Below are 18,207 nucleotides of genomic sequence, written 5' to 3' on the forward strand. Positions count from 1 at the left end.
CCGCCCTCTTCCGGACCGCCTCGGCCGTCCGGACGCGGCGTACCGCGGTCACACCCGCCGACCGCCCCCGCTTTCGGCGGCCGCAGTGGTGCGCACCCTGTCGCCGCGTACGCACGGCCACCCTGCACAGGCGTACTAAAACCATTATTTTGTAGGCGAGGGCTGCGGTCGATGCTCCACACGCACCCGCCATCCGAAGGAGGAGCGTCCATGCAGCATCACGTGGATCACCCGATGGGCCACCGCAAGGACCGCAGCACCGCGGTGCTCGAACTGGGCGGGCTTCGCTGGGCGTCCCAGCAGAACGTCGCCGCCGCCGTGCTGGGGCGCCGACCGGGGGTGCTGGAGGTCGAGGTCAACCCGGTGTCGGAGACAGCGACCGTGGTCTTCGACCCGAACCTCACCTCGCTGGCGGAGCTGCGCAGTTGGGTGGAGGAGTGCGGCTACCACTGCGCGGGCCAGTCCGTTCCGGCCCACCTGTGCGACCCGATGGCCGAGCCGGATCCGCCCCACGCCGCCACCGCGGCCGGACACGTCGGCCACGAGGGACATACGGCACTCGCCGAGCCGCCAACTCGGGTCGCCCACGAGGAACATGCCGCCCATGCCGGGCACGAGATGCACGCCGCACCGGAGGCGATGCCGTCCCCGCACGAGGTGATGGGCCACGGCGGACACGAGGGCATGTCGATGGCCCAGATGGTGGCGGACATGCGCAACCGCTTCCTCGTCGCCGTCCTCTTCTCCATTCCCATCGTCATCTGGTCGCCCATCGGCGAAGACGTCTTCGGACTGGACGTCCCGGTCCCGTTCGGGCTGCGCGAGGACGTGTGGGCACTGCTGCTGAGCCTGCCTGTGATCTTCTACTCGTGCACGATCTTCTTCGACGGCGCGCTACGGGCCCTGCGCGCCCGCACCCTGGACATGATGGTGCTGGTCGCGGTCGCCGTCGGCTCGGGATGGACGTACTCGCTGATCGTCACGCTCACCGGGGGCGGCGACGTCTTCTACGAGGCGGCCACCGTGCTGGCCTCCTTCGTGCTGCTGGGCCACTGGTTTGAGATGCGCGCGAGGGGCGGCGCCAACGACGCCATCCGCACCCTCCTCGACCTCGCCCCGCCCAAGGCGCTCGTCATCCGCGACGGCGAGCCGGTCGAAGTGCCCACCGCCGACGTCGTGGTGGGTGACCTGCTGCTGGTCCGGCCCGGCGCGAAGATCGCGGTGGACGGCGTGGTGGAGGAGGGTGAGAGCGACGTCGACGAGTCGATGGTCACCGGTGAGAGCCTGCCCGTACACAAAGCTCCGGGCTCGCAGGTCGTCGGCGCGACCATCAACGCCAACGGCACCCTGCGCGTCCGGGCCACCAAGGTCGGCGCCGACACCGCCCTGGCCCAGATCGTCCAACTCGTCCAGCAGGCCCAGAACTCCAAGGCCCCTGGGCAGCGGCTGGCCGACCGGGCCGCGTTCTGGCTGGTCTTCGTCGCCCTGCTCGGCGGGGCCGCGACGCTGGCAGTGTGGCTGCTGGCCACCGACCGCTCGCTGGGCACCGCGATGCTGTTCGCCATCACGGTCGTGGTCGTCACCTGTCCCGATGCCCTGGGCCTGGCCACCCCCACCGCGATCATGGTCGGCACCGGGCTGGGCGCCCAGCGGGGCGTGCTGTTCAAGAACGCCGTCGGCCTGGAGGCCTCCGCCCGGATCCAGGTCGTCGTCATGGACAAGACCGGCACCCTGACCAAGGGCGAACCCGAGGTGACTGACGTGGTCACCGCCGACGGCATGGCGGAGAACGAGCTGCTGCGTCTGGTCGCCGCGGTGGAGCGGGAGTCCGAGCACCCGCTGGCCGAGGCCGTCGTCCGGTACGCCGGTGGGCAGGGTGTGGACGGGGTGCGCGCCGAAGGTTTCGAGAACGTCCCGGGGCATGGCGCGATCGCCGATGCCGACGGGCACCGCGTGGTGGTCGGCAACCACCGTCTGGCCGAACGCGAAGAGATCGATCTGGGTGAACTGGCCCAGCGCCGCAAGGAGTTGGCCACCACCGGCCGCACCGTCGTCATCGCCGCCGTCGACGGACGCGCCGCCGGTCTGATCGCCATCGCCGACGCACCCCGGGAGACCTCCGCACAGGCCGTGGCCGAACTGCACGCGCTCGGCGTCGAGGTGGTCATGCTCACCGGCGACAACCAGGCCACCGCCGAACGCATCGCCGAGCAGCTAGGCATCGACACCGTGATCGCCGAAGTCCTCCCCGGCGACAAGGCGGCCAAGGTCGCCGAACTGCAGGCGGGCGGTCGCAAGGTCGCCATGGTCGGCGACGGCGTCAACGACGCCCCGGCGCTGGCCCAGGCCGACCTCGGCATCGCCATCGGCGCCGGCACCGACGTCGCCATCGAGACCGCCGACCTGGTGCTGATGCGCTCCGATCCCCTGGACGTGCCCACCGCCCTGCGCATCGGCCGCGGCACCCTGCGCAAGATGCGGCAGAACCTCGCCTGGGCCATCGGCTACAACTCCATCGCCCTGCCCATCGCCGCCGGCGTCTTCGAACCCGCCGTCGGCCTGGTCCTGCGCCCGGAGATCGCCGCCGTGTCCATGTCCGGCTCCAGCATCATCGTCGCCGTCAACGCGCTCGCCCTGAAACGGCTGCGACTGCCCGCAGCGTCGTCTTCGTCCGCCGAAGCCGAGCCGCGTACACCCGTGGCGCCGAGAACCGTCCACGGCGCCTGAGCAGCCGACAACGCCTCCCCGCTGTCCGCCGCCCACTCGATGGGAGTTCCCCGGTGAAGACCCTACGAGCGCTCGGCTGATCCGCTGGCGCCACCGTGCTGGGCCTCCAGGCGCCAGGCCTGCCCGGGGCCCGGCCGGGGACCGGGCCTAACGGCCCTGGACGACAGGGACCCTCGGCCCGATACAGGCCCGCCCGGCCCCTGCCCGCGGAGTACGCAGGGGAGCAGCATCAACAGTATCCACAGATACCCGGTGGAGGTATATCAACCATCCACTAACGGACACCGAAGGAGGGCGTCATGCAACACAAGAACTACGCCCCGTACGCGATCGCCGCGGCCATCCTCGTCGTAGGACTCGTCGCCCTGGGGGCGCCCCTGAGCACCCTGCTGCTCCTGGCCGTCTTCGCCGCCTGCCCGCTGATGATGATGTTCATGATGCGCGGCATGCACGGAGGCGGCGGCCACGACCAGCACAGCGGCCACGAAGGCCACCAGCACGACGACCGCCCCACCGACAACAGCCAGGACCGGCTGCACAAGCACCTGTGACCGGCCTCACCGCCGGTCCCGGGTGAAGGAGGTGGTGAGGCGTGGTCACCACGCTGATCGGCGCGCTGCTGTTCGTACTGGTGCTGGCCGGCCTGGCCCACGACACGGTGCGGCTGCTCGCCCTCACCGCCCGGCACCGGCCGTCACTGGCCCGGCTGGGCGGCCGCCGGGCCGTGGCCGTCGCCGCCGAGCGGCAGCTCGCCCACCGGCTGCTGACCGGCCAGATCGACGCCGCTACCTACCGCCGCCGGATGGCCGGCCTCGCCCACCGCACGCCACACCCTGAGGGAGTTCGTCATGGCTGACGCCGCCTACGGCCTGTGGCCACTGGTGATCCTCAACACCATCCTGTTCATCGTCTTCGCCGCCAGCCTGTTCCATCCCAAGACCAGGCGGGACTGGCGGGCCATGGGCGCCTATTCGGCGTTCCTGGTCGCGCTGTTCACCGAGATGTACGGCACCCCGCTGACCATCTACCTGCTCGGCAGCTGGCTCGGTTCCCGCTTCCCGCTGCTGAAGGACACCCACGCGGGCGGGCACCTGTGGAACGACCTGATCAGCTGGCAGGGCGACCCGCACCTGAGCCCCTTCCACCTGGCCTCTTACGTCGGCATCGGCGTCGGCTTCTGGCTCATCGCCGCGGCCTGGAAGGTCCTGCACGAAGCCGCCCAGCACAACCGCCTGGCCACCACCGGCCCGTACACCTGGGTGCGCCACCCCCAGTACGACGGCTTCCTCCTCATCATGATCGGCTTCCTGCTGCAGTGGCCGACCATCCCCACCGTGATCGTGTTCCCGGTCCTGGTGGTGGTCTACGTCCGCCTGGCCCGCAGCGAGGAACGCGAGGTCGCCAAGGAGTTCGGCGACGACTGGGCCGCCTACGCCGCCCACACGCCCGCCTTCTGGCCCCGCTTCCGCCGCCCCGACCAGCCGCACCGCCGCCCCACGGGAACGGCCGCCCGCAAGCCCGGCGCCCGCCCGCCGGCGGCCCGGAGGTGAACCGTCATGGAAACCCTGGCCTGGACACTGGTCGCGGCACAGATCCTCACCACCGCCGCCTGCGCCGCCCACCTCACGCGGCGCCACCGGCACGACCCCACCGGGCTCCCGCGCACGATTCACCGCACGGCCCCGGTCCTGCTCCTCACCGGCGCGCTGCCCCTCGCGGCCATCCTCCCCATCGACGCACCCGCCCTGCTCTGGGGCCTGTGGGGCGTCGGTTCCACCGCTGCCGCTCTGGTCTACGCCGCCGCGGACACGAACCGCGACCTCCCCCGCGCGCAGACAGCAGCCCGGTCACGCGGCACGACATCCGCATGAGGCACGAGGACGGAGGCGAGCGGCATGAGCGCCGAGACGGTCCCGGGCAAGGACTCCGCAACGGCCGAAGCCCTTGACGGCCCGCTCCTGGAGGCCCACGGGATCGAGAAGGCCTACCCACGCGGAATGTGGCCCCTGCGCCACCGCGTCCAGGTCCTGCGCGGCGCCGACCTCACCCTGACCCCGGGCGAGGTGGTCGGCCTGGTCGGCGAGAACGGCTCCGGCAAGAGCACCCTGATGAAGATCCTCGTCGGCGCGCTGGCCGCGGACGCCGGCACCGTGGCGTACGCCGGACGGCTCGGCTACTGCCCGCAGGAGCCCGTCGTCTACGAACGGCTCACCTGCGACGACCACTTCGAACTCTTCGGCCGCGCCTACGCCATGACGGACGAGGCCGCCCGGCACTCCCGCAGCGCCCTGTACGCGGCCCTCGGCTTCGAGCGCTACGCCACCACCCGCGCCGACCAGCTGTCCGGCGGCACCCTGTCCAAGCTCAACCTCGCCCTGGCGCTGCTGGCCGACCCGGAGGTGCTGCTGCTCGACGAGCCGTACGCGGGCTTCGACTTCGACACCTATCTGCGCTTCTGGGACCTGGTCGCCCAGCGCCGCACAGCGGGCCGCTCGGTGCTGATCATCAGTCACTTCGTCACCGACGAGCACCGCTTCGACCGCATCCTGCAGCTGCGCGACGGCGGGACGGTGCCGAAATGACCCCGATGACCGCCGCCGCACGAGGAACCGGCCCACTGCTGGTACGCCGCTTCCTGACCGACTACGCCCGCAACCGGGTCAACCTGCTGATGCTCGTCCTGGTACCGGGGGTGTTCGTGGGGGCGGCCTCCGGGTCCATCGCCAAGCTCGGCGAACTGCTCAGCGGCACCGCCGCGCCCGGCGCGCAGGTGCAGACCGCCACCGCCGGCTGGGCGGCCGGGTTCATCGCGGCCATCGCCATGTACTTCCAGATCCGCGCCGCCCGCGCCGCCGACCGCCGACTGATACTGGCCGGGCTGCCCGCACGCCGGCTGGCCACCGCCCGGGCCGCCACCGGCCTGGCCCTCGCCGTGATGGCATCCGCCGCGGCGGTGCTCACCCTCGCGGCCGGCACCGGCATCACCCACCCCGGTCAGGTGATCGCCGGCACGTTCATGTTCGCGGTCATCTACCTGGCCATCGGCGCACTGCTCGGCGCCCTGGTCGCCGGTCCCGTGAACGGCATCGTGCTGATCTTCTTCGTGTGGATCCTCGACGTCATGTTCGGCCCGGTCTTCGGCTCCGCAACCCGCCCCGCCGGCCGGGTGTTCCCCACACACTTCGTCACGCTATGGATGACCGACCTGCCCTCACACCACGCCGGCCGGGTCGGCGACCTCGGCTGGGCACTGGTCTGGACGCTCGGCGCCACGATCCTCGCCTGGACGGTCGTGACCAGGACCTCCCGCACCGCCCGCGCGCCCCGGCACGGCCGACCGGGCACCGTCACCGCCCAACTGCGTGCCGCCCTGCAGGCGGGCCTGCTGGACTGGGGCCGCAACCGGGTGCTGTGGGTCCTGCTTGCCGCCGTCCCCACAGTGTTCATCGTGCTCGCCACGGCCCTCGCCCCCGGTAGCAAGACCCGGATGACGGTGGACGAGAACGGCCGCCAGGTGAGCACAGTGGTTGACCTGTCCTTCGGCGCCGGCATCCATCCCGCCTTCATGGCCCCGATCGCCATCTCCTCGCTCGCCGTGCTCGTCGGCATGTTCCTCACCCTGGACTCCCGCGCCGCCGACCGGCGCCTGGTGCTGGCGGGGCAACGGCCCGGCCCGTTGCTGGCCGCGCGCCTCGCCCTGATCGCGATCGCCGCCCTGCTCATCGTCGGCGTGTCCCTGGCGGTCACCGCCGCCGTTGCCGACATCCGCCAGTGGGGCAGCTACATCGCGGCCAACACGCTCCTCGCCCTCACCTACGCCCTGCTCGGCGTGATCCTCGCGCCGCTGTTCGGGCGGATCGCCGGGGTCCTGGTCGCCTTCATGGTGCCGTTCCTCGACCTCGGCATCTACCAGGACCCCATGCTCTACTCGATGCCACCCGCCTGGGCCCACTACCTGCCCGGCTACGGCGGCTTCCGCGTCCTCACCGACGCCGTCCTCACCGGGAACTTCGACCAGACCGGCCCCCTGCTGATCGCCTTCGCCTGGCTCGCGGGCATCACCGCGGCCGCCACCGTGGTGTTCCGCCGCGGCATGCACACCACCCGGCGCACAGCTCATTCACGTCGTCAGCCGACCACTGCGCCCCTGAGGACTACCAAGCACCTCGGGCGCGTCGCCTGACCGACTCTGCGTGTACGCCTCTCCCGGCGGGATGGTGCATGCTGCCGTCGCGGGCGGACTCGAAGGGACGGACATCCATGCTGCCTGTGGGTTGGGACACGCTCCGGATGTTCTTGCACGTGCTGGCCGCCACCGTGTGGGTCGGCGGCCAGTTGACGTTGGCGGCGCTCGTACCCGTACTGCGGCGCCTCGGCTCGGACGTGACGCGTGCGGCCGCTCGCCGGTTCAGCCAGGTGGCGTGGTCGCCGTTCTGGTGGCCACCGGCGCGTGGAACGTCATCGCCGAGCGGGACGAGATCACCGGACGGTACGAGGTGACGCTCACCGTCAAGATCGCCGCTGTCGCGGTCTCCGGCCTGACCGCGTGGCTGCACGCACGCGCCCGCACCGCGACCGGCCTCGCCGTCTTCGGTGCCCTGACCGCGCTCAGCGCCCTCGCCGCGCTGTTCCTGGGCGTGATGCTCGCCGGCTGACGCCGCGATCGTCCTCTGGCTACCGGGTAACCGGTCGTCCGTGCGGCTTCAAGTTCGCGCGGTATGCCGGCAGTGTGCACTGTCGTGGGCGATGCCTGCGCAACGGCCGGCACTTCGCCCGGCTGCGGCCCGGACCCGCTGGTCAGGGCTGCGGTGGGCGGTCCGCGGGCTCACGGGCGGAGCCGGACAGCTGCAGACCGATGACCCCGACGATCACTAAGGTGATCGAGAGGATCTTGAGGGTGGAGACCAGGTCGCCGAGGAAGGCCATGCCGTAGATCGCCGTGCCCGACGCACCGATGCCGGTCCACACCGCGTACGCGGGGCCGACGTCCAGTTTCTTCAGCGAGAGCGTCAGCAGACCGAAGCTGGCCAGCGCGAAAACGCAGAACCCGACGGTCGGCCAGAGCCGGGTGAAGCCGTCGGACAGCTTGAGGCTCACCGCGAAGCCGGTCTCGAACAGTCCGGCGACGGTGACCAGCAGCCACGCCATGGCCATGTGCGAGCACCTCCACGCCTCGGGTTGGCAGGTCCGGCGACCCGCCGCGCCGACCGGGTTCATCGTCTCGGCACGAGTATGCGCTGGACGACCGCGGTTGTCGGCGACCCCGGGGCCCAGTCACACTCGCGTCGTTCCCAGCTGACGAGCAGCCGCCACGAGGAGAAATTGACGCCGGAGGCGGCACCGCGCGGGCCGGACGTTTGGAGCAACTGCCCGGCGAGGGAACGCCGCTGCCGGAGACTGACGAGCGGATACGCGGAACTGGTGGCATGGCGTGCGAACCGGGTCGAGGCCGATGCACGGTACGAAGACTTGTGCCGGGGGCAGACGTCGGCGGAGGATGTCGTCCGTTCTCCGCACGGCCACCTCACCTGGCTCATGACGCGGTGGCGGGTGTGGAGGCGGTGTGTGTGGTCCCGGACGGCAGAGGGGCGGCGGCCCATGAGGCGGCGCGGCGGCGCACCTTTGCGCTGATCAGTCATCCCGACGCGGGCAAGTCCACGCTCACCGAGGCGCTCGCGCTGCACGCCCACGCCATCACCAGGGCGGGTGCGGTGCACGGCAAGGCCGGGCGGCGCCGGGTGGCCTCGGACTGGATGGAGATGGAGAAGGCCCGTGGCATCTCGGTCACCTCGGCCGTGCTGCAGTTCGCGCACGGCGGGTGCGTGCTCAACCTGCTGGACACCCCCGGTCACGCGGATTTCTCCGAGGACACCTACCGCGTCCTGGCGGCGGTGGACTGCGCGGTGATGCTCATCGACGCGGCCAAGGGCCTGGAGGAACGGACCCGCAAGCTCTTCGACGTCTGCCGCCACCGCGGCATCCCCGTGATCACGTTCGTCAACAAGTGGGACCGGCCCGGGCGCGAGGCCCTGGAGCTGCTGGACGAGATCGAGCGCGAGTTCCGCCTCAGGCCCACACCGGTCACCTGGCCGGTCGGGAGAGCCGGGTGTCTGCGCGGGCTGATCGACGTGCGCGCCCCGGAGCGGATGCTGCGCTACACCCGCACCCCCGGAGGCGTCCACGAGGCCGTCGAGGAGGCGATACCGGCAGGGCGGATGGCGGCCGCGGAGGGCACGGACTGGGAACGAGCGGTGGAGGAGCTGGAGTTGCTGCGGGCCGCCGGCGCCATACACGACAAGGAGGCGTTCATGGCGGGCCGGACCACGCCGGTGTTCTTCGGCGCGGCCGTCTCCAACATCGGCGTGCGGCTGCTGCTGGACGCCGTCGTCGACCTCGCCCCGCCGCCCGGGCCGCGGGAGCTGGCGGGCGGCGGCACCCGCCCCGTCGACGCGCCGTTCGCGGGGCTGGTGTTCAAGGTGCAGGCGAACATGAACCGCTGGCACCGCGACCGGATCGCCTTCATACGGGTGTGCTCCGGCATCTTCGAGCGCGGCATGACCGTCACACGGGCCGCGACGGGAAGGCCGTTCGCCACCAAGTACGCGCACAGCGTCTTCGGCCAGGACCGCTCCACCGTCGACATTGCCTATCCGGGCGACGTGGTCGGCCTGGTCAACGCGGGCGCCCTGCGGGTGGGCGACACCCTCTACGCGGACCAGGCCGCCCTCTTCCCGCCGATGCCCACCTTCGCGCCCGAGCACTTCGCCGTCGCCCGGCCGGTCGACCTCTCCCGCTCCAAGCAGTTCCGGCGCGGCATCGCCCAGTTGGATGAGGAGGGTGTGGTGCAGGTGCTGGTCTCCGATCTGCGCGGGGACCATGCCCCGGTCCTGGCTGCGGTCGGCCTGATGCAGTTCGAGGTCGTCGCGGCAAGGATGGCCGGCGAGTTCTCCGCCGCGGTCAGGCTGGAGACGCTGCCGTACCGCCTCGCGCGGGCCACCGACCCGGCCGGTGCCGAGGTGCTGGGCCGCTCCCGGATCAGGGGCGAGGCACTCACCCGGGTCCGCGACGAGGCCCGGCTCGCTCTCTTCCGCGACCGCTGGCAGGCCGACTCCTTCCAGCGCGAGTTCCCCGACGCCCGCCTCGACCACCTCATCGCCGCTCACGACTGACTGTTCAGTGGCGCGGAGACGTTCATTCCCGGTCTGGGACGACGGGCAGGCGGATGCCGCAGATCCGGCTGCGGCGCAGCCGCTCCGGGCCCGCCGGATTCTCTTGCCGTGCTCCGGGCGCCGGGCCGCGACGGCCCGGGGCGGGCTCAGCCGAGTGTGATCCATCCGTCCGGGATCCAGCCCTCCGCGTAGCCCTGGAGGAAGAGGTCGAGGTCGGCGATCGCCAGGTGCGTCACCTGTGCAGCGGCGTCGCCGTGCGGAAGCCACATCAGTTGCGCCCCGTCCGCCGGGGCGTGGAGGTCATCCGGCGCGGGGGCATGCGCGGTGAACAGGCGGCGTTCTGCCCGCTGTTGTGCCGCGTTGCCCGGCGCAACAGCGGGGATCCGGCCGGTGACCTTGCCGAAACGGAGCGCACCGGCAGGGGCCATCGCACCAGCGAGGCGGTCGGCCGCCTGCCGGTACGGTTCGCCCGCCCGGCGCCGGGCGGCGGGCAGGGCTGGCGGCCGGCCGCCAGCCGGCATGCCGGGACGGACCAGCGCGATGCGGTGGGCGGGGTCGAAGCAGGCCAGCAGGACGTCGCAGTCACCGCACCCGGGCGGTGCATACATGCACATGACGTGAGCGTAGGGGCGGGCACGGTGTCGCGCGCGTCCAGGCGGGCAGGCGGGGGACGGGCCACCCTTTCAGGCGGCACAGGCGCCGTCAGTCGGCGGAGACGGAATGGGGCAGCGCGGCAAGGCCGGGCCAGATCTGGAAGCCCAGGGCGGCCTCCAGGCGGGCGAGGGTGCCGAGGTCGGGCAGCACCCTGCCGTTGACGACCCGGCTGATGGTGGAGTGCGTGATTCCCGTGACCTCGGCCAGCGTCCGCAGGCTCTGCCCGGTGGAGGCGAGGGCGCGTTCGATGTTGCGGGCGAGGGCCTGGCCGTAGTGGGCGCTGACAGGGGCGTCGGGGGCGAGAGCGGCGTGCGGCCAGATGCCTGAAGCGACGTAGTCGCGAGGCACCTTGTCGTTACTGCTCCGGGGCATACATGGATCATCCCACGCACCCATGTGCCGCCGGTCCTCGCTGCCGGACGCCGGGGCGCCCACTCTCATCGAGCGGTGCATACATACACCACATACACCATTCGCGACAGCATGGCACTCACCCGCACCGACGCATCACCTCCGTCGCACCTTTGAGCGGCCACCGGGCGCCGCCAAGCCCCCGCGCCGGGCCGCGGATGAGGGGATGACCCCGGCCCCTTTCTGCCTTGCGGGGTCATTTCACTCCTGTGCGCCCCCTCCCGTTCTGCACGCAGGTCACTGACGCTGGGTAACTGAGGTCTCGGAAAGAAAGCGCAGGCCAAGGAGTGTGGGATGTGCGGGGTATCACTGAATGCCGATGACTGAGTTCCTCCTTTCGGATTCCGTTCGAATTCATCCCCCTCTTTTCTCTGCGGCTGTGGCGGGGGTATTTCAGGAGAAGCCCTACCGGGCTGAGGTGTTGCTGGATACGCTCATTGCGGATTCCGGATCTGGGAATTGAGGGGAGGTTTCTTTCGTGCAGTCACGTGGAGCGCGGGCCGTCCTGACCGAACTGAGGTCGCTGGCGTCCGATGACCAGGAGCGGCTTGCTGCGGCGAAGGACCGCCTCGCCCGGGCCCAGGAGGAGATGGCGGCGGCGCAGAGCGGGTTCGACTCCGCTAGCACGCGGGCGGAGGTGTCCCAGCGGGTGACACACGGCGCCGAAGAACTGCTGCCCGACGCCGCGCAGATGCCCGATGACGTGCCGGAACCACCCTCCGCCCCGGATGCTGAGCAAGCCCCGGACTCGGGCCGGACGCGGCCGACGCTCGCCCAGGAGATCCTCGCCTTCGTGCGCGGCCAGGAGCGCGGCGTGCAGAGGTGGGAGATCGCGGCGCACCTGAGCGCCGTACGCCCGGACATCAAGCTCAGCGGGCTGGGCCCGGAACTGACCGAACTGGTACGGACGGGAGCACTGGCCAGGGTCGTACGCGGTGTGTACGGAATCCCGCCGGGCGCCGAGGGCGGTGATACATAGCGGACGCCATATCCAACACAGCACGTTAGAGGTACACGCGCAAGTGCCGCCGAGGCCTAGTTCGGCGGCACTGGGGCGCGCAGTTTTCTGGGCTCACGCACGCATCGCCGTCATTCTATGCGCCTTTCGGCGTGCGCGCGAGAGCCCGGAGAAAATTCGGCCCGCCCTTGGGCCGGGAAATGGGCTCACCGTGTCTATCTTTTCGCATCCGAATTCCAGTACGCCCTGGCACGCGGGCAGGGGGGCACCCGGCCGGCAGGACGGGCAGCCGGACGCGGGCGCCGCGCCACCGCGCCGGACGCTGCCCAGCGGCCGCTCCAGTCCTGCCCAGCAGATCAACATCATTCTCGGGCTCGCCTTCCTGACCGAGCACACAGACGACGTGCAGCGCAGCCGGCTCGCGCAGCACGCCGGAAACAGCCCCGCCACCGTCGGCGACTGCATGAGCTTCCTGTCGGACGTGGGGCTGGTGCGGGCCGCGCGCGGCCGGTACGCGGTCACCGACCACGGGCGGGCGTTCGCCCAGCTGTGGCCCAAGGACTCCGCCCGGGCGCGGCTGGTGCTGCGCCCTCTGCTCCAAGCGCACTGGTCCGGCGAAGCGGCAACCCGACTGCTGGCCGACGGCCCCCTGCCGCAGGAGCAGTTGGCGAAGCGGCTGCGCGCGGGCCTGCCTGGGGTGCCGCTGCGCGGCATGTACCTGGTGGAGTGGCTCGTGATCGGCCTGGTTCTGGTCCGCGACGAACAACTGCGCATCCACCTCGCGCCCCCCGACGGCGTGCCGCCCGCGGCCGCTCCCGGCTCCGGGCCAGGCAAGGACACGACGCAGGAAGCGAAGGCGGAGCCACCAGTGCCACCGCAGCCGGACGAGCGCCAACAGGAGCGGGAGCCGGGTGAGGATCTGGCCGAAGGCGCCGCGGGCACCGCCCTGCTCGGGCTGACCCGACAGGAAGTGCAGGCCCTGCCCGACGCCCGGTACGCGGCCTTCCTCGAAGGCGTCCTGCTCAGCCTGCGCGGCGCCCTCGCACCACCCTCCTGACAGCCGGCGCCACCCGGCAACAGCGGTGCGCCGTCCCGGCGTTGGCCGGGACGGCGCACCCGGGGGTGGCGGCTGGTGTCCGCGTATGGCTTCTGGACCCGCACGCGGAGGGTTCAATCCCCTCGCCATCCACCCCGCACCGGCCAGCATGACATCCGGCAGCCGAAGGGAACCAGCGCCCATGCCCAACACCCCGCTGCGCCCAGCACGCTGAGCGAACGTCAGGGCGGACACCGAACGGACGAGCCGTTCACTACTTCGGCGCCCTCGCGTTGCGGGCGCTCGCAACCCTCCCCACCGTGGTGCATGTTCGCACCGCTCGTGTGGAGGTGGAAGCATGCCCGACATCCCAGACCCGCCCGCCCCGCCGCCGGCTGGGCCCGCCCCGCCGCCGGCTGGGCCCGGCCCGATGGCCGCACCGACGGCGAGCGTCGGTCATGGCAGGTGAGATCACCCTCACGGCCGCCATCAGCCAGGTCCTGACGGCCTGGCAGGACCTGGCCGCCCGAGGCGAGATGTCCAGGCAGACCCTCGGCCGGTTCGGCCAACTCCTCAACCGTTTCGAGGGGTTCGCCACCGTGCGCGGCGCCCCGCTGCTCTGCGACCTCGATACGGCCCTGGCCACACAGTTCGTCGACGCGCACGGCCGCACCCGCCACGGGCACATCGCACCGGCCTCGCTGTCCACCCGGCACCTGCGCCGCAGCGTGCTGCGGATGTGCTTCACCACCGCCCGCCGGCTCGGCCTGACGGACACCGACCCCACCCGGGACATCGACCTGCCGGCGCGCACCGTCGGCGAGACCCGCCCCCTGGACGAGGCCGAGACGGTCGAACTGCGCCTGGCAGCGGAGTTCACCGACCGCCCCACCCGCCACGCCGCCGCCGCGGCATTGGCCCTGGCGGGCGGCTTCAGCGGCGAGATCGGCCACATCACCCCCTCAGACCTCGACCTCACCACGGCCCGGGTGTGGATACACGGCTCGACCAAGACCCGACCCCGCTGGTGCCCGCTCGACGCCTGGGGCCTCCAGGTCCTGGCCGCCCGCACCCACCACATCCAGGCCACCGCACCACCCGGCCAGGACCTCCGCCGCCTGCGGCTGGCCGTGTCGTCCCGCAACGGCACCGACGAACAGATCCAGGCCCGCGTCTGCGTCGCCCTGCGCGACCTGATCAACCGCATCGGCCTCGGCGCCGACCCGGCCGTCCGCCCCGCCTCCATCACCGCGTACGCGGGCTGGGAGACCTTCACCCGCACCCACCGCATCGAAGCCGCCGCCCGCCACCTCGGCATGACCTCCCTCGACAGCACTGCCACCCTCATCGGCCACGACTGGCAGCACACCACCGACCCGGACACCGCACCGAACGGAGACATCCCCGATGCCTGACGACCTCTTCGGCGACCGCGTACCGCGCACCCAGCGCAAGAAGACCGCCCGCCGCGCCTGCGAATCCGACCTGCGCACCACCTCCCGCCGCGTCAAGGACGTAGCACGCTTCGAAGACCTCTACCGCCTCGCCGCCATCCTCGAACACGAGCCCGGACCGCGCCGCGGCCGACCGCCCGAGTACCCGCCCTACGTCTACGTCCTCTTCCTCGCACTACGCGGGATCCACGGCTCCGCCCGCTACTGCGCCGGCGACCTGCAGGACACGACCGTCTGGAAGAAGATCCGCAAAGGCGTCGCTCACCACCTGGGCAAGGACGAGGCCAAGCGCCTGCCCAGGACCGGCCCTTCCCGCCACCAGTGGCAGCACGCCCAGCGCAAACTCCTCGTCCCCCGCCTGGAAGAACTCAACGCCACCTTCAGCGACCTCGCCCTCGCCCAGGCCCTGCGCCAGGGCCTGCTGCCCGGCGACGAGCGGCGCTGCTGGAGCGGCCCGCAGCGCCACCAGCTCATCGCCGGCGACGGCACCGTCGCCAAATCCCCCACCCTGTCCACCCAGCCCTACAGCGTCGATACGACCACCGGCGAGATCCGCCGCCACCGCGTCGACCCCGCCTCCTCCTGGCAGAAGGAAGGCGGCGCCGACCGCACCGGCACCACCCCGGACCGGACACCCGCGAACGAGGCCCCCGACCCGAACACGGAGGACAACGAGAACGACGGAGCGATGGTGCTGGGCACCAAGTTCGTGGTCTTCTCCACCCGCCACCGCGGCTACTTCCGCCGCGTCTTCCTCAACTACGCCCACGTCCCCCACCATCAAGAAGGCGGCGAAGCCGCCGTCGCCCTCGACCTGGCCTGCACCATCCTGGACGCCGCCGACGGCTGCATGGGCGTCCTCTACGACGGCGCCTTCCGCGGCATGCACCGCGACGTCATCGCCCGCCGCGGCCGCCTGCTGATCAACAAACAGCACAAAGGCACCAAGCCCCGCTACATCCGCACCCTCAGCTACGGCCGCTGCCGCCACGAACTGTGGTCCTCAGGCGGCCGCGTCCACGAACGCGCCTACCTCGACAACGGCACCAGCACCCTCATCCCCCTGCCCGTCCGTAAACTCGAACGCCGCGCCAGCACCCACACCCACCGCTGGTACCACCTGCTCACCGTCCTCTGCCCCCGCGGCCCCCACGAACACCGCGAACCCGTCGGCGTCACCACCACCCCCGGCGAACGCGACGAAGGACAAAGCGACACCGAAACAGGCTTCCACCGCGCCGAGCACCTCCTGCAGATCCCCGACAACACCGCCGTCCACCAAACCCTCTACGGCGGCCGCGAAGACACCGAAGCCGGCTTCTCCCAGTTCGACCGCTCCCTATGGAACCGCCGCATGATCGCCTTCGGCGCCGAAGCCCAGAGCCTCGTCGTCCTCGGCTTCCTCCTCGCCCAGAACGCCACCAGCGCCGCCCGCTACAAAGAAGACCCCACCTACACCGACGCAGACACAGAGACCACCGGCCCCAGTGACGACAGCGACAAGCCCCGCCGGTCATGAACCCAGCTGAGGCATCAGCCCCAGCCCACCACCCCACCCCGATCCGCTACCCTGTCAGGGACCGCCACCCAGTGGCGGTCCCCACCCTTGTCGAGACGCGGCGAATAGTCACTGAGAGTATTCAGCCACGTTTTCCGCAAGGCCCGGCCTTCGTAGCTCAGGGGATAGAGCACCGCTCTCCTAAAGCGGGTGTCGCAGGTTCGAATCCTGCCGGGGGCACAACGCGTTACCGCGCTGGCCTGGGGTTCATCCCCCAGGGAGGGCTCCTATTCGGCCTCGGACTCCTCGTCCGGGGCCGTTTGCGTGAGCCAGCGCACCGTCAGACCCGTAGGGGTTGCGTGCGACGCCCGCCGCCTTCGCCGCGTCGATGACCGCGGCGTGCCGCTTTCCGATGCCATGGTGGGCTTCGATGTGCGCCAGGGCCTCGGCCCACCGCCCCTCGGTGGTGAGGAAACGGAGCCCGGCTTCGGCTCCGGACCGGTCGCGGTACCGATCTGGATCTGCCACCTCCAGTTGCCTACAGGTGCAGGTCCCACTCGTCGCCCAGCAGCCCCACGAGTCGCAGCTGCCGCTTCTGCAGCAGCTCCGGCGCCCACGTCTCGCACTGAAGAACCTGGCTGGTCAGAGCGAACGTGGATACGCCGTGCCTGCCGGTGAAGTACTTGGTCTTCTTCTCCGTGAAGTCGTAGTTCTGGGCGTAGGCGTTCTTCGTCCGGTTCAGCAGAACGAGGTTGCCCAACCGGTGCGTCCACTGCCCACGCTGCTCCTCCGTGAAATCCCGCAGCCACCGCGCCCCCGGTTTCGGGTTCTGCGGCAACACGTGCTCGACGGTGATCACCGCGTGGTCGTACGAGACGCCGGGCTTTCCGGCCAGCATCTCGTCCAGGCGGAGCAGGATGTACTTACGGGTCCTGGTGACGAGGTAGATGTCGCCCTCCAGGCGTGCGAGCGTCTCGGTCTTCTCCTCGTCCGTCAAGGCGAAGGACGGAGCGTCCAGGCCCTTGCCCGCGTCGAGCTCCCGCAGGAGGTCTGCGTAGCGCGTGACGCGGGGAGTGGTGTAGACGCGGCGGATGAACATGCTGGCCGCCAGACGCTCCAGCGCGCCGAAGAAGCTGTCGAGCCAGGCCGAATCGTGACCGTGGTTGCGCAGTGCCCACAGAGCCGCGGGCCGCCAGTCGTTGTTGTCGATCTGCTGGAGGCGCTTGAACCAGGCGTTGACCTGCTCGGCCCCTGAGGCCGCCGTGTAGCGGGCATCGCGGATCTGCACGTAGGCGTCCGCGTACGGCACCACGACCTCCGTGACGAACGCCTCGGCCTTGCCCGGCAGATAGCGGCTGAGCACCTGCTCGGGGAACTCCTTGAGCAGCTCCCTCTCCGCCCGCTTCATGGCGAACACCATGCGCAGGTGGAGGAACAGGTCGGCGAAGTCGTCCCGGCCCAAGGCCTCCTCGGCGTCCTCCCACTTGCGGGCGCACTGCTCCGAGGCGACCTCGTCCAGAGCCCCGATGATGCGTGACTTGAAGATGTCCGTGGGCGACAGGTCCATGCCCCGGGAGTTCATCACGCTGAAGATGCGGTGCGCGCTGTCCAGGTCGGGGGTGCTGACGACGACCAGGAAGGTGCGCTCGCCCAGCATCTGCACGAGGTCCAGGCGGCGCACCTCGGACCATTCGGCGAGTATCGCGTGCAGTGCGGCCGCGTTGCGCAGGACGGCCTTCTGCGCGTCCGTCGGGAGAGCCTCCTCCTTCAGACCCCGTAGGGCCTCGGTGGCTTCCCTTGTCTGGATGTACTGGTGGAAGAAGGTGGCGTCGCGCCGGCGCAGGGTGAGCCTGGGCTTCGGAGCACGCCGCCGGACCTTGTCGCCGGGCTCCGTGACGAGCCTGTCGAGGTCGTTGCGCAGGTCGGCGTCTTCCGTCAGGTCTCGCAGGAGGGCCAGCAGGATGGTCAGGGTGGTCAGGCGCTGTTGCCCGTCGATGACCTCGGCAGGTGCGTCGCCCTTGGCCTTGACCAGGACGATCGAACCGAGGAAGTACGGTTCGTCCGCTCCCCTCTCCAGCGACTCCTCCAAGTCGGTGAGCAGCTGGACGGCCTGCTCGACATCCCAGGCGTACGGCCGTTGGTAGTCCGGGATGCTGAAGTCGTAGTCACTGCTGAACACCTTGTGCAGGGACACTTCCTGCGCCTCTAGCTGCTGCATGTCCCCATGATGGGGCAGCGGTTGACGCCACGTCCCGGTAGTGCCGTGAACTCGACCCCGGCCTCCTGCACCACGCCCGGGG

General features: G+C 70.9%; 17 protein-coding genes and 1 tRNA gene. 14 read left to right on the plus strand and 4 right to left on the minus strand.

The annotated features are described in order from the left end of the window. Window positions 1–210: 210 nt before the first annotated feature. From IG90_RS0102500 to IG90_RS45120, 8 genes are all read left to right on the plus strand, one after another. Entirely contained in the window at window positions 211–2,727 is a 2,517-nt protein-coding gene (locus tag IG90_RS0102500) for a heavy metal translocating P-type ATPase (protein ID WP_030576739.1), read from the plus strand. A gap of 299 nt (window positions 2,728–3,026) precedes the next feature. Further along, window positions 3,027–3,278 carry a DUF2933 domain-containing protein gene (locus tag IG90_RS0102505; RefSeq protein ID WP_051859932.1) on the plus strand — a complete coding sequence of 84 codons (252 nt, stop codon included), beginning with the start codon at window positions 3,027–3,029 and terminating at the stop codon, window positions 3,276–3,278. A gap of 41 nt (window positions 3,279–3,319) precedes the next feature. Next, window positions 3,320–3,583, plus strand: a complete 264-nt coding sequence (locus tag IG90_RS0102510; protein WP_233435883.1) for a hypothetical protein — start codon at window positions 3,320–3,322, stop codon at window positions 3,581–3,583. After that, complete coding sequence (locus IG90_RS0102515; RefSeq protein WP_033893537.1) at window positions 3,576–4,277, plus strand: methyltransferase family protein; 702 nt, start codon at window positions 3,576–3,578, stop codon at window positions 4,275–4,277. Before IG90_RS0102510 ends, IG90_RS0102515 begins: the two co-directional genes overlap by 8 nt. 6 nt (window positions 4,278–4,283) lie before the next feature. Beyond that, a complete protein-coding gene (locus tag IG90_RS0102520) occupies window positions 4,284–4,598 on the plus strand; it encodes a hypothetical protein (RefSeq protein ID WP_030576751.1) in 315 nt (104 codons plus the stop codon). Window positions 4,599–4,622: 24 nt separating this feature from the next. Further along, entirely contained in the window at window positions 4,623–5,309 is a 687-nt protein-coding gene (locus IG90_RS0102525) for an ATP-binding cassette domain-containing protein (RefSeq protein ID WP_030576754.1), read from the plus strand. Beyond that, window positions 5,306–6,910 (plus strand): ABC transporter permease, encoded by a 1,605-nt coding sequence (locus IG90_RS0102530; protein WP_063739466.1) that lies wholly within the window; start codon window positions 5,306–5,308, stop codon window positions 6,908–6,910. Before IG90_RS0102525 ends, IG90_RS0102530 begins: the two co-directional genes overlap by 4 nt. A gap of 238 nt (window positions 6,911–7,148) precedes the next feature. After that, window positions 7,149–7,382, plus strand: coding sequence for a hypothetical protein (locus IG90_RS45120; RefSeq protein WP_209443540.1), 234 nt, complete (start codon window positions 7,149–7,151; stop codon window positions 7,380–7,382). Window positions 7,383–7,524: 142 nt separating this feature from the next. On the opposite strand, the gene IG90_RS0102540 is transcribed toward IG90_RS45120, so the two are convergent. Continuing rightward, window positions 7,525–7,875 carry a DMT family transporter gene (locus IG90_RS0102540; RefSeq protein ID WP_030576761.1) on the minus strand — a complete coding sequence of 117 codons (351 nt, stop codon included), beginning with the start codon at window positions 7,873–7,875 and terminating at the stop codon, window positions 7,525–7,527. Between the two features lie 395 nt (window positions 7,876–8,270). Here IG90_RS0102540 and IG90_RS0102545 point away from each other — a divergent pair, with 395 nt between their 5' ends. Continuing rightward, complete coding sequence (locus IG90_RS0102545) at window positions 8,271–9,896, plus strand: peptide chain release factor 3 (RefSeq protein WP_233435884.1); 1,626 nt, start codon at window positions 8,271–8,273, stop codon at window positions 9,894–9,896. 146 nt (window positions 9,897–10,042) lie between these two features. Here the strand turns inward: IG90_RS0102545 and IG90_RS0102550 are convergent, their stop codons facing one another. Together IG90_RS0102550 and IG90_RS0102555 are read right to left on the minus strand one after the other, a co-directional pair. Then, the gene (locus tag IG90_RS0102550; RefSeq protein ID WP_157846277.1) at window positions 10,043–10,510 is read right to left on the minus strand and encodes a hypothetical protein; all 468 of its coding nucleotides are present in this window, start codon (window positions 10,508–10,510) and stop codon (window positions 10,043–10,045) included. 88 nt (window positions 10,511–10,598) lie between these two features. Beyond that, the gene (locus IG90_RS0102555; protein ID WP_051859938.1) at window positions 10,599–10,922 is read right to left on the minus strand and encodes a helix-turn-helix domain-containing protein; all 324 of its coding nucleotides are present in this window, start codon (window positions 10,920–10,922) and stop codon (window positions 10,599–10,601) included. A gap of 517 nt (window positions 10,923–11,439) precedes the next feature. On the opposite strand from IG90_RS0102555, the gene IG90_RS0102560 reads away from it, so the two are divergent. From IG90_RS0102560 to IG90_RS0102580, 5 genes are all read left to right on the plus strand, one after another. After that, window positions 11,440–11,940 (plus strand): hypothetical protein, encoded by a 501-nt coding sequence (locus tag IG90_RS0102560; RefSeq protein ID WP_030576774.1) that lies wholly within the window; start codon window positions 11,440–11,442, stop codon window positions 11,938–11,940. 190 nt (window positions 11,941–12,130) lie between these two features. Beyond that, entirely contained in the window at window positions 12,131–12,976 is an 846-nt protein-coding gene (locus IG90_RS0102565) for a hypothetical protein (protein ID WP_157846278.1), read from the plus strand. Window positions 12,977–13,413: 437 nt separating this feature from the next. After that, a complete protein-coding gene (locus IG90_RS0102570) occupies window positions 13,414–14,370 on the plus strand; it encodes a hypothetical protein (protein ID WP_051859940.1) in 957 nt (318 codons plus the stop codon). Next, on the plus strand, window positions 14,363–15,928 hold the full coding sequence (locus IG90_RS0102575; RefSeq protein WP_030576794.1) for a hypothetical protein: 1,566 nt from the start codon (window positions 14,363–14,365) through the stop codon (window positions 15,926–15,928). Before IG90_RS0102570 ends, IG90_RS0102575 begins: the two co-directional genes overlap by 8 nt. A 146-nt stretch (window positions 15,929–16,074) precedes the next feature. Further along, a tRNA-Arg gene (locus IG90_RS0102580) sits at window positions 16,075–16,147 on the plus strand. A 298-nt stretch (window positions 16,148–16,445) separates the two neighbouring features. On the opposite strand, the gene IG90_RS0102585 is transcribed toward IG90_RS0102580, so the two are convergent. After that, window positions 16,446–18,125 (minus strand): DUF262 domain-containing protein, encoded by a 1,680-nt coding sequence (locus tag IG90_RS0102585; RefSeq protein WP_030576797.1) that lies wholly within the window; start codon window positions 18,123–18,125, stop codon window positions 16,446–16,448. Window positions 18,126–18,207: the final 82 nt, after the last annotated feature.

The sequence above is a fragment of the Streptomyces anulatus genome, assembly GCF_000721175.1.
Classification (GTDB): Bacteria; Actinomycetota; Actinomycetes; order Streptomycetales; family Streptomycetaceae; genus Streptomyces; species Streptomyces anulatus_C.

What these genes read in the sequence shown, in the direction of transcription:
- IG90_RS0102500 (WP_030576739.1), top strand. Translation starts at nt 211, where the DNA reads ATGCAGCATCACGTGGATCACCCGATGGGCCACCGCAAGGACCGCAGC.
- IG90_RS0102505 (WP_051859932.1), top strand. Translation starts at nt 3,027, where the DNA reads ATGCAACACAAGAACTACGCCCCGTACGCGATCGCCGCGGCCATCCTC.
- IG90_RS0102515 (WP_033893537.1), top strand. Translation starts at nt 3,576, where the DNA reads ATGGCTGACGCCGCCTACGGCCTGTGGCCACTGGTGATCCTCAACACC.
- IG90_RS0102520 (WP_030576751.1), top strand. Translation starts at nt 4,284, where the DNA reads ATGGAAACCCTGGCCTGGACACTGGTCGCGGCACAGATCCTCACCACC.
- IG90_RS0102525 (WP_030576754.1), top strand. Translation starts at nt 4,623, where the DNA reads ATGAGCGCCGAGACGGTCCCGGGCAAGGACTCCGCAACGGCCGAAGCC.
- IG90_RS0102530 (WP_063739466.1), top strand. Translation starts at nt 5,306, where the DNA reads ATGACCCCGATGACCGCCGCCGCACGAGGAACCGGCCCACTGCTGGTA.
- IG90_RS0102540 (WP_030576761.1), bottom strand. Translation starts at nt 7,875, where the DNA reads ATGGCGTGGCTGCTGGTCACCGTCGCCGGACTGTTCGAGACCGGCTTC.
- IG90_RS0102550 (WP_157846277.1), bottom strand. Translation starts at nt 10,510, where the DNA reads ATGTGCATGTATGCACCGCCCGGGTGCGGTGACTGCGACGTCCTGCTG.
- IG90_RS0102555 (WP_051859938.1), bottom strand. Translation starts at nt 10,922, where the DNA reads ATGCCCCGGAGCAGTAACGACAAGGTGCCTCGCGACTACGTCGCTTCA.
- IG90_RS0102570 (WP_051859940.1), top strand. Translation starts at nt 13,414, where the DNA reads ATGGCAGGTGAGATCACCCTCACGGCCGCCATCAGCCAGGTCCTGACG.
- IG90_RS0102575 (WP_030576794.1), top strand. Translation starts at nt 14,363, where the DNA reads ATGCCTGACGACCTCTTCGGCGACCGCGTACCGCGCACCCAGCGCAAG.
- IG90_RS0102585 (WP_030576797.1), bottom strand. Translation starts at nt 18,125, where the DNA reads ATGCAGCAGCTAGAGGCGCAGGAAGTGTCCCTGCACAAGGTGTTCAGC.